Source organism: Amycolatopsis magusensis (assembly GCF_017875555.1).
GTDB lineage: Bacteria > Actinomycetota > Actinomycetes > Mycobacteriales > Pseudonocardiaceae > Amycolatopsis > Amycolatopsis magusensis.
On the sequence record NZ_JAGGMS010000001.1, the window covers coordinates 5,953,377 to 5,967,486 of the forward strand.

Annotated in this window: 9 protein-coding genes; 5 read left to right on the plus strand and 4 right to left on the minus strand. The window is 67.4% G+C overall.

Features of this window, described 5'->3' with window-relative positions; all coding sequences use genetic code 11:
- Window positions 1–84: 84 nt before the first annotated feature.
- From JOM49_RS26490 to JOM49_RS26505, 4 genes are all read right to left on the minus strand, one after another.
- Entirely contained in the window at window positions 85–1,926 is a 1,842-nt protein-coding gene (locus JOM49_RS26490; protein ID WP_308158880.1) for a carbamoyltransferase family protein, read from the minus strand.
- Between the two features lie 2 nt (window positions 1,927–1,928).
- The gene (locus tag JOM49_RS26495; protein WP_209666928.1) at window positions 1,929–4,040 is read right to left on the minus strand and encodes an iron-containing redox enzyme family protein; all 2,112 of its coding nucleotides are present in this window, start codon (window positions 4,038–4,040) and stop codon (window positions 1,929–1,931) included.
- Between the two features lie 65 nt (window positions 4,041–4,105).
- Window positions 4,106–5,350 (minus strand): YcaO-like family protein, encoded by a 1,245-nt coding sequence (locus tag JOM49_RS26500; protein WP_209666929.1) that lies wholly within the window; start codon window positions 5,348–5,350, stop codon window positions 4,106–4,108.
- Window positions 5,331–6,671: a TfuA-like protein gene (locus JOM49_RS26505; RefSeq protein ID WP_209666930.1), complete on the minus strand. Its 1,341-nt coding sequence runs from the start codon at window positions 6,669–6,671 to the stop codon at window positions 5,331–5,333. Before JOM49_RS26505 ends, JOM49_RS26500 begins: the two co-directional genes overlap by 20 nt.
- Before the next feature lie 583 nt (window positions 6,672–7,254).
- Here JOM49_RS26505 and JOM49_RS26510 point away from each other — a divergent pair.
- The 5 genes from JOM49_RS26510 (at window position 7,255) to JOM49_RS26530 (ending at window position 13,619) form a co-directional block, all read left to right on the plus strand.
- A complete protein-coding gene (locus JOM49_RS26510; RefSeq protein ID WP_209666931.1) occupies window positions 7,255–8,550 on the plus strand; it encodes a JmjC domain-containing protein in 1,296 nt (431 codons plus the stop codon).
- 12 nt (window positions 8,551–8,562) lie between these two features.
- On the plus strand, window positions 8,563–9,471 hold the full coding sequence (locus JOM49_RS26515; RefSeq protein WP_209666932.1) for an alpha/beta fold hydrolase: 909 nt from the start codon (window positions 8,563–8,565) through the stop codon (window positions 9,469–9,471).
- Window positions 9,468–10,229, plus strand: a complete 762-nt coding sequence (locus JOM49_RS26520) for a class I SAM-dependent methyltransferase (protein WP_209666933.1) — start codon at window positions 9,468–9,470, stop codon at window positions 10,227–10,229. The genes JOM49_RS26515 and JOM49_RS26520 overlap by 4 nt, the downstream gene beginning before the upstream one ends.
- A gap of 38 nt (window positions 10,230–10,267) precedes the next feature.
- Window positions 10,268–11,524 (plus strand): MFS transporter, encoded by a 1,257-nt coding sequence (locus JOM49_RS26525; protein WP_209666934.1) that lies wholly within the window; start codon window positions 10,268–10,270, stop codon window positions 11,522–11,524.
- Between the two features lie 955 nt (window positions 11,525–12,479).
- Window positions 12,480–13,619 (plus strand): methyltransferase domain-containing protein, encoded by a 1,140-nt coding sequence (locus JOM49_RS26530; RefSeq protein ID WP_308158881.1) that lies wholly within the window; start codon window positions 12,480–12,482, stop codon window positions 13,617–13,619.
- Window positions 13,620–14,110 lie beyond the last annotated feature (491 nt).

Below are 14,110 nucleotides of genomic sequence, written 5' to 3' on the forward strand. Positions count from 1 at the left end.
GCAGTATCGCTGCCAGCGGGCAGATCACGAGGAAGTACACCAGGAACAGCGGGAGGTTTCTCAGCACGGGATCTCCTGTGATGCTCAGTCGAGCGGGAACACCATCGACAGGGCGTGGGCGCGGGCCGATTCGGGCTGGTCCTTCTTGTACAGCAGGAAATCGCCGATGGCGAGCACGTCGATGTCTGTGCGCATGAAGCAGTCGTAGGCGTCGGCCGGTGAGCAGACGATCGGCTCCCCGCGAACGTTGAACGAGGTGTTGACGAGCACCGGGCAGCCCGTGAGGTCGTCGAATTCTTGCAGGAGTGCGTGGTAGAGGGGGTTTCTCGCCTCGTCCACGGTCTGCACTCGCGCGGTGTGGTCGACGTGGGTGACGGCCGGAATAGTGGACCGTTCGGCCTTCAGGAGATCGAGACCTGAGCCGGAGCGCTCCGACGTGGACACTATGCGCTGTTTCTCGTGTACCGGAGCGACCAGCAGCATGTACGGGCTTTCGGTGTCGAGTGCGAAGTAGTCGCGGCACCGGCCGGCCAGCACGGAAGGCGCGAACGGCCGGAAGGACTCCCGGAATTTGATCTTCAGGTTCATCGCCGACTGCATTTCGGGACGGCGGGGATCGCCCAGGATGGACCTGTTTCCCAGTGCGCGCGGCCCGAATTCCATCCTGCCCTGGAACCAGCCGACCACCTGTCCGGCGGCCAGGGCGCGGGCCACGTCGGCCACCATCTCGCCGGTAGTGCGGGCGTGGAACACCGCGCCGCGGTTCGCCAGCGATTCGGCGATCTCTCCACTGGAGAAGGAAGGCCCCAAAAGCGCGCCGCTCATCCCGTCACCGCCGGGGGAGGTGTCGGGCCGGGGAGCGCCACCGCAGATCGCGACGTCGAGAGCCGCGCCGACGGCGCCTCCGGCGTCGCCCGCCGCTGGTTGCACCCATACTTGGTCGAAAGGGCTCTCGCGCAGGATGCGGCCGTTGGCTACGCAGTTCAGGGCTACACCACCGGCCAGGCAGAGGTTCTTCTCGCCGGTGGTGCGGTGGGCGTGGCGAGCCAGCCTGAGCATGATCTCTTCGGTGACGGCCTGGATCGACGCGGCGAGGTCGAATTCGCGCTGGGTGAGCGGGCCTTCCGGTTCTCGCCGCGGTCCGCCGAACAACTCGGCGAACCTCCGGCCGGTCATCGCCTGGCCCCTCAGGTAGTCGAAGTACCGCATGTCGAGGTGGAACGACCCGTCGTCGCGCAGCTCGACCAGCTTGTCGAGGATGATGCCGGCGTACCGGGGTTCGCCGTACGGTGCGAGTCCCATCACCTTGTACTCGCCGGAATCCACGCGGAACCCGCAGAAGTAGGTGAACGCGGAGTACAGCAGGCCCAGCGAATGCGGGAAGCGCAACTCGGCGATGGGGTTGAGTGCGCGGTCACGCCCGAGCCAGAGGCTCGTCGTCGCTCGTTCGCCAACCCCGTCGACGCACAGCACCGCGGCCGAGTCGAACGGGCTGGGGAAGAACGCGGACGCCGCGTGGGAGCGGTGGTGGAGCCTGGTCTCGAGGTTCGGCACCCGGCCCCGGTTCAGCTCGGTGAGGCGGCTGCGGATAGTCCGTTCCGGGCGGAGCTTCCACGACAGCCACTGCGGCAAGGTCGCTTCGAACGACCGGTAGCCGAACGGTGCGGCCTGCAGGTAAGTCGAGAGGATGCGGGAGAACTTGAGCCGAGGTTCCTCGTAGTAGGCGATCGCATCGACGTCGTCGAGGGAGGCGCCGAGCTCATCGAGGCAGTATGCGGTCGCGTTGAGCGGGAACCCGCGATCGTGCCGCACGCGGGTGAACCGTTCTTCCTGTGCTGCGGCGAGGATCCGCCCGCCGGAGACCAGCGCGGCGGCACTGTCGTGGTAGAAGGCCGACAGGCCGAGGACCACTCGATCGCGTTCCACGGTCACCTCACCGCCGCCGCGCGCTTGCCCGCGCGCCTGGCCGCCCGGTCGTCCGGCGGGGTGAGCGACCGGAAGCCGACCTTGATCCGATGCCAGGCGTCGCGGCGCGCCGCGTCAGGCTGGTTCGACGCGAGCACGGCCATGTAGTTGTCGATCGCGTCGGCGGCCCAGGCCGAGTGCCCGGTGGCTACGTTGTCGATGGTGTTGTGGATGTCGACGAACCTGGTGCTGAACCCGTATTCCCGGAGGATGATGCGCCCCCGCCGGTAGTTCCCGCCGACGCCGGACAGTTCCATCGCCAGGTTGAGCCCGAGCAGTTCCGGCAGGTGCGTGCGCGGGAACTTGCCCACGGACAGCCAGTAGACCGGTAGCTCGAAGGAGCTTTCCTTGAAGCGCGGGAATGCGGCGAACTCCTTCGACCCGGTCGGTGGCAGCTCGACCCCCATCTCGTGCAGGACCCCGCGGTAGATCACCGGGTGGTTCAGCTCGACCTCACCGTTGCCGAGTTCGTCCCAGAACGTGTTGAACAGCGGATTACCCACCTGTGAGCAGGCATGTTCGTAGTCGGTGAATCCTTGGAGCCACGCGCCGTCGATGAGCGTCAGCGGGGCCTGCTGCACGGCGGATTCGATGACTGCTTCCCGTGCCGGGATGGCGCGGTGCTCGTTCTTGTCGAACTCGTCCGCGTGCCGGTCGTGTTGTTCGACGAGCCATCCTCGCAGGCCGGCGGCGGTCCAGGATTCGGGGAGGGGTGAGCCGTCCTGCTGGATGCCGTGCTCGGAGCGGGCCAGCCATGACCGTGTGTAGGTTCTGGCGTAGTCGTGCACGTGCGGTGGGCAGGTCCGGGTCTGGAGCAGATGATAGGCTTCGCGCAGTGAGGTAATCGGCCCTGACGCCCCGTTCCGGGCACGCGGGACCGAGCCAGTCGCCAGCGGGACCAACTGGGGCGCGTCACCGGTGGTGGGCGCGCTCGCGTGGTGGTCGGGCAGGGAAGCGATCCAGTTGCGGATGATGGCGAGATCGGCGGGGGAGAACACTCTGAACATCGGGCCGCGCTGTTGGACGAGCGCGGTCACCAGCGGACTCTGCTCCGGTTCGCCCGGCCGGACCAGGGGGCTGGACCGTAATGCGTCGAGGAGTGCTTCGGCGTCGGTGTCGCAGTGCTTCAGCCAGTCGGACAGGGTCCGGCCACCGATGCGGTATTCCGCGTGGTAAACCGCGCCTTCCCTCGCGCGGCGCCGCAGCAGCCGTGCCATTTCGTGGGCTGGGTCGGCGGCCTGCCGCAACTGCGGGAGCAGCTGGTGATACCAGGCTTTCACGCAGGACAGGGCCCACCAGAAGCCGGCCACCACGCGCTCGTGCCGTGTGCCGGCGAGTGCGGCGATTCCGCGCGCCTGGTCCACAGCGGCGTCCTGGCCTTCGATGTGCGAGGTCGACGGATCGATCGTGGGCCAGTGGACGAGATCGGGGTGCGCGCGCTGGACGATCACGAGAACGGGCTGCAAGCCGACGACGCGCAAGCAGAAATCCGCGCCGAGGATCTCCGGACCCAGGTGGTCGGCGTGGCGGCTCATCGCGAGCAAGTGCGCCGGCAGGTAGAAGGCGTCGTCACCGATCCGCGTGTCCGCCGCTATCCGCGAGGACGGCACCGCGTAGTCGGCGATGCGCAGTCGCCTCAGCAACCCCAGGAAGACGTTGCCGCGGGACAGGCCGGCGTTGCCGACGCCGACATCGCAGGCATACAACGCCAGCGCCCGGATCGACTGCTCTTGCTCGGCGTTGCCCGGGGCCACCAGCCATTGCAGCCAGGCGCCCGACACGAGCGCGAGGGGAGCCGCCGCGAGCGCGGCCTGCTCCACCAGGCTGCGAGCCGATTCGGGTGAACCCGGCATGTCCGGCAACTGGAGTAGGCGGCCGGTGGTGGCCCGCGTCCACCGGCTGGCCTCGGCGGCCAATTCCTCGACCGTGGAGGATGTCGCGGGGCCGAACGCGGTCAGTTCGGTGCGCAACGCCGCCAGCGTCGCTGGATCGGCGATCACCGCCTCGGAATCCATTGATGCCGCGTAGGTCACGCGGCTGCTTGCGGTGGGGCGGTCGAGTTGTTTCGTCACCATGCCCTCCTTCACTGCCGGTCGCCCGGCGGCCACGCCGTCACATCATCGGGTAGATGAACTGCTCGTCATCGTCCTTGGGCTTCTTCCGGAACAGCTTCGTGAAGATTTTTCGCAGCCAGCTCACGTGGGTCCTCCTCGGTATCCGCCGGACGCGGGAACTTGCGGTGCGTGGTGTTGGTGAGCCCGGGGCAGACGACCTTCACCACCGCGAAATCGGCGGAGGTGCTTAGGTCGACCACGATCGGTTCGGTGCCGGTGGTCGCCGCCACCAGCTGCGCGACTGAGTCGGCTTCGCTGCTGACGTCGGCGAACTGCGGGTTGGACCACTGCAGGTCGCCCCAGGCGTGGCGCGCCTCGGCGGTGAACACCTCCGCTACGGCCCCTGCCCGGATGTGCGGGTAGATACCCGGAAGATCGTCGCGTGTTCCGCTGATGGCGGTCAAGCGGCTCTGCACGGCCTCGGTGATGGCCCTGGAGAGCGCGACCCCCGGCGAGGAGTGCGTGCCCGAGCCTGCGGAGAAGACCGGGAAGTCCTCGCTCCAGACGAAGCACAGGAAGGTAGGCAGTCCCCACCGGTTCGGGATCGCGTCGATCTTGACGTGGACGTCGGCGGCTCGGATCCGCTCGATGAGGACGGCGCACACGTCGTCGTCGATCGTGGCGGCGCGGATGTCCAGCCGCCCTTCGCCGCTGTCGAACGCCACCGCGCTGACCGCGTCACGCTCGATGACCTCGTAGAGGGCGTGCAGGAGCGCCTCGCTGGTGCTGTTACCGGAGGCGAGCCCGTTGCTCTCGACGTAGAGGCCGGGTGGGCGCCAGTGCGTGGTCGCCATGATGGCGAGCTGGACATACGACCTCGGGACCGGGACGGTCGTGCCGGTGGCCAGGCCCTGGCCGCGGATCCAGTCGAGGGGCACGTTCTCGTCGATCAGGCTGGCCGGCGAGTTGTACAGGTCCTCGATCCGGTAGGGCAGGCCGAGGCCGCGTGCGGGAGCAGCGGTCCAGTGCGCCGGAGGGCACGCGTTCTCGGCGTGCCACATCTCGATCGACTCCATCACCGCCGAAATCCGGGCCAGCTGCAGCGTCTGCCCCTTGCCTTGCGAGACCGAGAGACTCTGCGCCAGCGGCCGTACCGCGACGACGACCGGAATGCCGATGACGTCCAGGCCGGTGACGTCGGCGACCCGGGTGATGCCGTAGTCGGCGAGTGCCGGCCGGATGAGTTCCCAGGTCTCCTCCGGCTGCCGGACCCGGTGTGTGCCCGAGGTGAACACCTTCCGGTCGGCGAGCTCACCGGGATGCGTGGTCATGGAACCTCCGCAGGAAGAACGGCCGGTCCGCCTCGACGGCGTCCTCACTGGTGGCGAAGCCACGGTCCTGTGCCGCGGCGTCGAGGCCGTCCGCGGGCACGTTCCAGACCGAGCCGAGGTGAGCGCGGATGCGTGCTGGCTTCAGGCGTTCCGGTGTCATGGTGTGGTCCCGCCCGGCTACCGCGGCGTTGAAGGCGAGACACTCGGCCACGGCCGGGCGGTAGGCGGGCAGGTTGCCCGCGATGTCCTGGTCGAGCCTGGCGGGGGTGTCGAGTTCCAGGTAGATCCGTGCCGAGCGGACGAGGATGGCCGTGCGTGCCTGGCTGGTGGTGAACTCGCGGTTCTCCGCTTCGGTCAGCCACTGCCGGCGAGTGCGGCCGGGGATCGCTTCCCGCAGCACCCCGGCGTCCGAGGCCGCGGCGGCCGCTGCTGCCTCGAGCGGGCCGGTGCGCGTGCCGGCGATCTGACACAGGACGAAGTTGCGCCAGAGCCGGGGGAACGAGCCCTCGTAGAGCTGCTGGTAGCGGAAGGCATCGAGGTGGGAAACGAAGAACCCGTCCACCTCCGCGCCGGTGAACTCCCGGCACCAGTTCTTGTAGTGCGCCGTCTGCCAGGGGGCGCCACCGGCACAGGCGCTGACCTGTCGCCGCAGGTCAGCGCCGGATGTTGTCGCGTCACGCGCGGCGGCCAGGCCTTCGATCGCGTCGAGCCGTTTCAGGTTCGCGGCCCAGGGATCCGCTCGGGCGAACTCAGCCACCCGTCCGATCGCCTCCTGCAGCGGTGTGCCGTGTTCATCGGCCTGCCTGGTGATCGATTTCCATGTCCGCCAGGCGTACGGGATTGCCTTGGCGACCGCCAGGGCCTGCGCATTCTGCTCAGCGGAAATGAGTCCAGATTTCGTGGCGTGGTCGAGGGTGTAGCGCACGTTGACGAGTGCTTCGCTGACGCTGCGGTAATCGGGGGCTTCGGTGTGAGCGACGGCCACCTCGTCGTCCGCTTCAATGGCGCCATCGCGATACATCTCGAAAATCCGGCCAGCTCCGATCATGCCGAACGGATGCATTTCGGCGGCTCGGAGCGCACCCATGCTGGCCGCGCCGATCACCGGGCAGCCGGTTTCCAGTACCCGCAGGATTTCTTTATGACGCACCGCTGGGTGGTGGTGGTACAGACCATCTATGATCACGACTACGTCGTGCGGCCGCGGGGCGAGCCGGATGAGGTCGCCGTGCTTGACCGGGGGGTGTATCTCGGCCAGTGGAAGGATTTTTCGTACTTCGGCCGCGGCCAGTGTCGGCCCGGCGAACACATGCGTCCCCATTGCCCCCCTCAGTGCTGATCGATCGCTGACCGGCCCTTTCCGCGGCGAGACCCGGGCGCGCGGAGCCACACGAAGATCGTGCACCGGCGCCGACGACGATAGCAACGACGCGCGTGACAAACAATTGTCGCGGCTGAGTCATTTTCTGTCATGCGGACGCCTGGAAGGGCTATTGACACGCATCGGGAACCACGGTACCGGGCAGGTCTGGTCATATGGTTTACCCAGGTTCGCTCCGTTGTCGTTAATCGTTGACAGTGTGCAATGGCGCTGCTACGGTCGGATTTCGATGACGTGAGAAGGTAGCGGCTCCGGGGGCTCACGGTTCCAATATTTCTTTTCGCCTCATCGTGTATGGCGCTCATACATTCACTGCTGCCATCTTTTTCGAGGGGAGGTTGCAATGATGGAAGACGTTTCCGTCGACCTGTTCGACGAGTCGATTCCGGTGACCGTGGCGCACAACGAAGCCACCGTCCTGGACTGACGCATGAGATGCGTTGCCTGGGGCCACAACCCCAGGCAACGCACGTGCGCCGATCACGTAGAAATTCCGGCCATCGAACGGATCGCAGGGGGAGCCGTGGCACTGACTGAAGTCGACATCTCCACAACCGACCGCCAGTCCGAAGGCTGCCCGCCGGAACCGTCCCGCGGAAACCACGACGTGCTTTCGGCGATCATCGACCCCGCGCGACTTGCCGAGGTGTGGGGCAAGCGCCGGTTCCGGCACCGTGGCGCGGACTGGCTGACGGGTTCCCTCATCGACGTGGACACCGTCGACCATCTGCTCGCCTCGCGCCTGCTCCGGGTGTCGCACCTGTGGCTTATCCGCAACGGCCAGACGGTGCCGCCCTCGTCGTATGTCCGAGTCGGGTCCGAGGTCACCGCGCGCAGCGAGGGCAAGTCGCGGTCGGACGTCTCGCGCGTGCTCAAACTGGCATCCGAGGGAAGCCCTGACCCCGAACGGGTCGCCGCCTTCATCGCCAGGGGCGCCACGATGACGCTGAACTACGCCGACGAGTACGTGCCGGCGATCGGTGATTTCTGTCGTGGCCTCGAGGCCGACCTGGGCCTGCGTACCAGCGTCAACCTGTTCATCACCCCACCCGGCGCCCGCGGTTTCAACCTGCACTCGGACCCGCACGACATCTTCGTGGTGCAACTTCATGGCCGGAAGAGCTGGGAAATCCACCCCACGCCCTGGGAGATCGACACCGAAGCCGGTGCCTCGGTGCAGACGCACACGTTCGAGGCCGGCGACGTCTTCTACATGCCGGAGGGTACCCGCCACATGGCACGCACGGAGGACTCCTTCTCCATGCATATGGCCATTCAGTTCAAGGTCCCGAGCCAGGCGCGGGTGCTCGAACAAGCGCTGGCCGGTGTCGTCTCCGCCCAGGTGGCCTCAGTGACGGGCCAGAGTGACCGGACACCGGCCTTCGCGGCCGAGTCGGCTGGACCGCTCGCCGAGATCACCGAGAAGCGGATCGGTGAACTGCTCGGATCCTTGTCACACGAGGCGGTACGCGATGCCGTGGGTGGCTACTTCCACAAGCTCCTGCAGCCGGCCAGGCGGGGCGGGCGAGGCGCGTTCAAGGCCATCGCCGCCGCCGACGACATCGGCGCGCACACGCCGTTGACCGTGATGGCTCCGATCATGGGAATCGAACAAGACGGCGACGGCCGTCTCAGACTCGACACGGCCGACCGGTCGGTGTCGGTGCCGTCCTGGCTGGAACCAGCGCTGCGGCACCTCGCAGCCGCTGCCGCGTTCACCCCCGCCGATCTCGGTCAGCACGTCGACCCGCACGCGGCGCTCGTGCTCTGCCGCCGCCTTGCCCGGGAGGGTATCCTCGCTGCCGACCGCGGACACTAGACCATGGAGCGCATGTTCACGGTGCCCGTCCGTGGCGGGCAGCTCGCCGCGTGCTCGTGGGGCGAGGGGCCGCCGGACTGCCTGGCGATCCACGGCGCGAGCATGTCCCACCGGTCGTGGGCGGGAGTCGCACGTCAATCCCACGGCAAGAGCCGTGTGGGGAGCCTGATCGCCCTCGATCTGCGAGGGCGTGGCCGCAGCGTCGGCAAGTTGAGAAAGCGCAGGCTGGCCCAGTACGCCGACGATTGCGCCGCCGTGCTCCGCTCCGTGTGCTCGACCGCGGCAACCGGTCCGGTGACTGTCGCCGGTCACTCATCCGGCGGCTTCGTCGCGCTGGTCCTGGCCCATCGGCACCCCGAACTGGTCCGGCGGCTGGTACTGGTCGACGGCGGCCCGCCGCGACCGAAGCCGGCGGACTTCGAGGCGTCGGCGAATCCGGAGAACATCACCTCACCTGCGGCGAAACGACTGTCCATGCGGTTCGCCGATCACGAGGCCTACCGGCAGTACTGGCACGATCATCCGGCGATCACCTCCTGGAACGAGGTGATCGAGGACTTCGTCGACTACGACCTGGTCCCGGCCGAGGACGGGGGATACCGGAGCAGCGTGTCCTGGGACGCGATCCGGGGCGACGCCGAGGACATTTTCCTTGGCAAGGACCTGCCCGCCGCCTGGGCGAACCTGAAGCACCCGGCGATTCTCGTGCGAGCCGAACGCGGAATGCTGAACCAGGCAACACCGTATTATCCGGACATTTCGGCGGTGGAAACACGCATTCCGGTCGTCACGGTTCCATCGTCGAATCACTATTCGATAGTTCTTGAGCCGGAACCGGCCGGGGTGGTGGCCTCGTATCTGGAGCCGCACCGGGACACGGTCCACGCCAATCCGGTCGACGGGAAGGGATCCAGGCAGTGAAAGGCTACGACGCCGAAACCTACGGTCGCGCCATCGCCGAGGACTACGACCGCAGATTCGCCGACAGAGCCGCCGAAGCGAGTGCCGCGGCCGCGGCACTGCGACGGCTTTGCGGCAGCGGGCCCGCGCTGGAGATCGGCGTCGGCACCGGGCACGTCGCCGAAGCGCTCGCGGCCGGCGGCTGCCAGATCGCCGGGGTGGATTCGAGCGAGGAGATGCTGACGATCGCCAGGAAGAAGGCGGTACGCAACCTCGCCCTCTGCCGCCACGACGTGACGGCGGCACCGTTCCCCGGCGACTATGCCCTGGTGTACTGCGTTTTCATGACCTTCTTCATGATCGGCGACAACGACGCGCAGAAGCGCTTCCTCCGCTTCGCCGCCGACGCGCTAGCGCCGGGCGGCAGGCTCGTCTTGGAAACCTTCGTGCCGATGGAATCGCGCTTGGGAGGGTGGACCAGCCGCGTCCGCGTCGGTGACCTCACCGCGGAGTCGGTCACCCTGGTCGCCTCGCGCATCGACACGGAAAAGCAAGTGCTGGAAAACCAGGAAATCTCGTTTCGGGACGGCAAGGTCGAACTCGTCCCGGCGCAGTTCTACTACCACACTCCGGCCCAGTTGGACGAGATGGCGAGTGCGGTCGGTTTACGCTTGGCCCAGCGGTGGAGTGACTGGTCCGGTGGCGAGATGACCGCTGATTCACCCAGGGCGATCTCGGTGTACGAGGGGTCTTCGGCAGCCCACGGAACATCACGGTAGGATCTCGCAGTTCCTGCATAGCCACGTTTCGAGGGGTAATGGGCGAATCGACGAGTGTGTTCGGCAACCGGAACTTCCGTTTGCTGTGGTTCGGTGAGACGGCGAGCAAGTTCGGCTCGACGATTACGACGCTTTCCGTTCCCCTGGTGGCGGTCTACCTCCTGGACGCCGGTCCTTTCGTACTCGGCCTGCTGGAGGCCGTGGCGTGGCTGCCCTGGCTGCTTTTCGGCCTCCCGGCGGGCGCCATCATCGACCGGATGCCCAAGCGCCCAGTGCTCATCACCTGCGACGTGGTCTCCCTCGCCTTGCTCGTCAGCGTCCCCCTCGCCCACGTCCTGGACGTTCTGACACTGCCGCACCTGATGCTGACCGCTTTCGGTGTCGGTGTCTCGAATGTCTTCTTCATGACCGCCTATCAGCCGTTCCTCCCGTCGATCGTGCCCGAGACGCAACTGCAGAGCGCGAACTCGAAGCTGCAAGGCAGCGAGTCGGCGGTACAGGTGATCGGGCCCGGGTCCGCCGGGCTGCTCGCGCAACTGTTCTCCCCGGTCATCGGTGTGGCGATCGACGCCGGCACCTTCCTTGCCTCCCTGGTGTGCATCCGGGCCATCAAGGCCACTGAGCCGCCAGTGCAACGCAAAGAGGAACGCTCACTCCTTCGCGACGTCGCGAGTGGGATCAAGTTCATCACCGGGGATAAAATCCTCCGGGTGACCACGTCATTCTCGGCGTGCTTCAACCTGGCGGGATTCGTCTCTCACGCAGTGCTGGTGCTGTTCCTGCTGCACAACCTGAAGCAACCGGCAGGCGCGGTAGGCGTGCTCCTGGCCGCATCCGGTGCGGGCGGGATCATCGGGGCTTTTGTTGCGCCGTGGGTCGCGAAACGGTTCGGGACGGCCCGCGGGCTGCTCATTTGCTACTCATTGTCCGGGCCGTGCAGTTTGCTCATGGCTTTCGCGCAGCCGGGATGGCTGATGGTCATCTTCGTGCTCGGCGGCATCGGTGCGGCCATGTTCACCGTGTCGGCGAATGTCATAGGCAGCACGTTCCGGCAACGGTACGTGCCGCGGGAGTACCTGGGTCGCGTCGTATCAGCGGCGCGGATGGCCGTCTATGGAACGATTCCGCTCGGCGCGCTCATCGGCGGGGTGCTCGGCGACCGCGTCGGGGTGCGGGAAACGATGATCGTGTCCGGGTTCGCGGTGTGCGCGGCGGCGTTGATCCTGCTGTGCAGCAACATCCGCAAGCTCCGAGACTTCCCGGTGAAAGCGGAGCCAGTCTCGGTGGCCGACTGACTGGCCCGACCGGGCGACAGTCGCAGACCGGCATCGCACAGCAGGTGACTGAGCTCGTCTCGGGCGGCATCACGACACGCTTCACCTGCGTCGGCCGCCGAGGAGGTGCCCGGCCAGGACTCGACCTGCTGACCGTCGACCATGGCCCGTACCGGCTCGACACCGGACGTGCTGGCGAGGACGCGGGTAAGCCGGGGGCAACGGCGCCGCTGCGGTAGCGGGTCTCGCTGGCCCAGTTGGTGCGGGCGAGACCGGCTCCGGCGCCGTGGGAACCGATCGTTCCGGGCGGGTATGGCGGAGAAGGTCGGCCCCCGCGCGGTGATCAGCTCTTTCGCAGACCGCACAACGCCAGGTAGGGGAGGCGCGGTCTGTGCCGCCCTGGGTTCGCCGAGGCGAGCCAGTGTGTGCCGCGCCGGGCCGCGGGCCCAGAGCGCAGGCCCGGGACTGCATGGGCAGGTCGCGGTGGGAGTAGGCGGCTTCGTCGGCTGATGGGGCGCCGGCAAGTGTCATACACCCGGCACCGATCATGCCGAGCACGGCATAGGGAAGCCGGCTACACCAGATCGGCTATCCGCGGGCTGACCGGGCTGGCGATATCGGCCCACTGGCTTCGGTTCACCCGAAAGGTTCGCGGCCGCAGAGGGCGAATCTCGCGCACGGCACGGGTGACCTGCGCGGCCACCGCGCAGCTACCGCGAATGCCGCGTGCACCAGACGGTGAGCGCGCTGTCCGGATCGGCCAGCTCGAGGTCAGCGATACAGCCCGACGCTACCCACAACCTTCACTCATCTCGCGGACAGCCGAACTGACCGGTGAATGCGATGCTTCGGACAGAGGAAGTGAAGGGAAGGCCATGGCCTACGACGGCAGGCACGACAAGGGCGACGATGACAGCCAGACCGACCACACCGGGCAAGGCTCTGACGGCCACACCACGGAAAGCGGCTCGGACGGGTGACCGTTCCGGACACCGCGCAGGGCGTTAGCGCCTTGCGCGAGGAGCTGAGCTCGGCGGGGTTACTGCCGGCCGAGTTCGGCCCCCTTCTCGAAGCCTTACCGCGGGAGTACTTCGTTCCCGACCAGATCTGGGTCAGCCGCCGACCGATCGACCGCAGGACCGACCTCGCCGGGTGGCGCGAGGCGGTCTACGCGAACCGGTCGCTCGTCACCCAGTACGACGATGGCCGCACGCACTGGCCCGAGGTCGGCGACCTGCCGACCTGTTCGGCGTCCCAACCCTCGGTCGTGCTCAACATGCTCAAGGAACTGGACCTGTCCGCAGGCCATACGGTGCTCGAGATCGGAACCGGCACCGGCCTGAACGCCGCGCTCATCGCTGAACTGGTCGGACCCACGGGGCAGGTGACCACGATGGAGGTGGACCGCAGGATCGCCGAACACGCCGAGCGCAGACTCCAGGCCGCCGAGGTCGCCAACGTGACGGTCATTCCCCGCGACGCCACCTTCGGTTGGGACGATCACGCACCGTTCGACCGTGTCATCGCCACCGCGGCAGTCCCGCTCGGTCGCGTGCCCTACGCCTGGATCGAGCAGACCCGGGCAGGGGGGCACGTCATCGTCCCGATCCGCACGCCGCTGACGGCCGGGCCGCTGGTGCGGTTCACCGTCCACGGTGATGGCACCGCCACTGGAGTGAGACTGCCCATGGGCGTGGCCTTCATGGAGTCGCGGTCCCACCGCAGCCCTCAGCCGCCCGCAACTCTGCCAGACTGGGAGCAGGACGGAACCGACGAGTCTGTCACCACCACGGTCCCGTGGCCCTTGCTCGGCACGCCCTCGTCACGGTGGGCACTGGCCGTCGCGCTCGGGTCGTGCCGCTACGAGATCGAGCCCAGCAGCGACGCGCGCCCGTACAAGCTTGCCTGGCTGCTCGATCCCCTCTCCGGCTCCTGGGCATCGGTGGTGCCCCTCGGCGAGGGCAAGTACCGCGTCCGGCAGTCCGGACCCCGCCGCCTCTGGGACGAGGCCGAAGCAGTACGCCGCTGGTACGTGGACCACGGCGAGCCCGCCATCACCAGCTGGACCTGGACCATCACGCCCGAGAGCCAAAGTATCTCCCCCAGGACGGCGTGAACTCTGGCGAACGCGACGCTTCCGCCGACGTCTCGAAAGAAGCTGAGGTGTTTTCGGCGTAGGAAGACGGCGCACACGTCTTCCTGACCGGTGTCCACCGGCCGGCGTCGAACCTCCTGGTTACCCACGCCGGAGATACCGTTTCGCGGCCCCACGCTTGTCGTAGTTGCGTGCGGAGCCGGTCGGACCGGTGCAGTCGCCGGGCCGACGCCGGCTGACCGAGGTAACAAACCCAGCACGACGTCGGGGCGATGGACGCAGGAAAGAGCTCGTCAAGAGGTTCCAGCCGCGCGCCCGCCGATGAGGCGGTGTCGAACTCGACCCGCGCGGCGGGCATGACTGTGCTGGGCAGAGGCGGGCCGCCGATAATCCGCCAGGTCGGCCCGGCAATGATCACAAACCAATTCCACGCTGCGGCAGAGGATGTCGGACCCGGGCGCTAACATCTCGATGAGCCACCGACAGAGAGGTGAGGCGGGACATGAACAAGC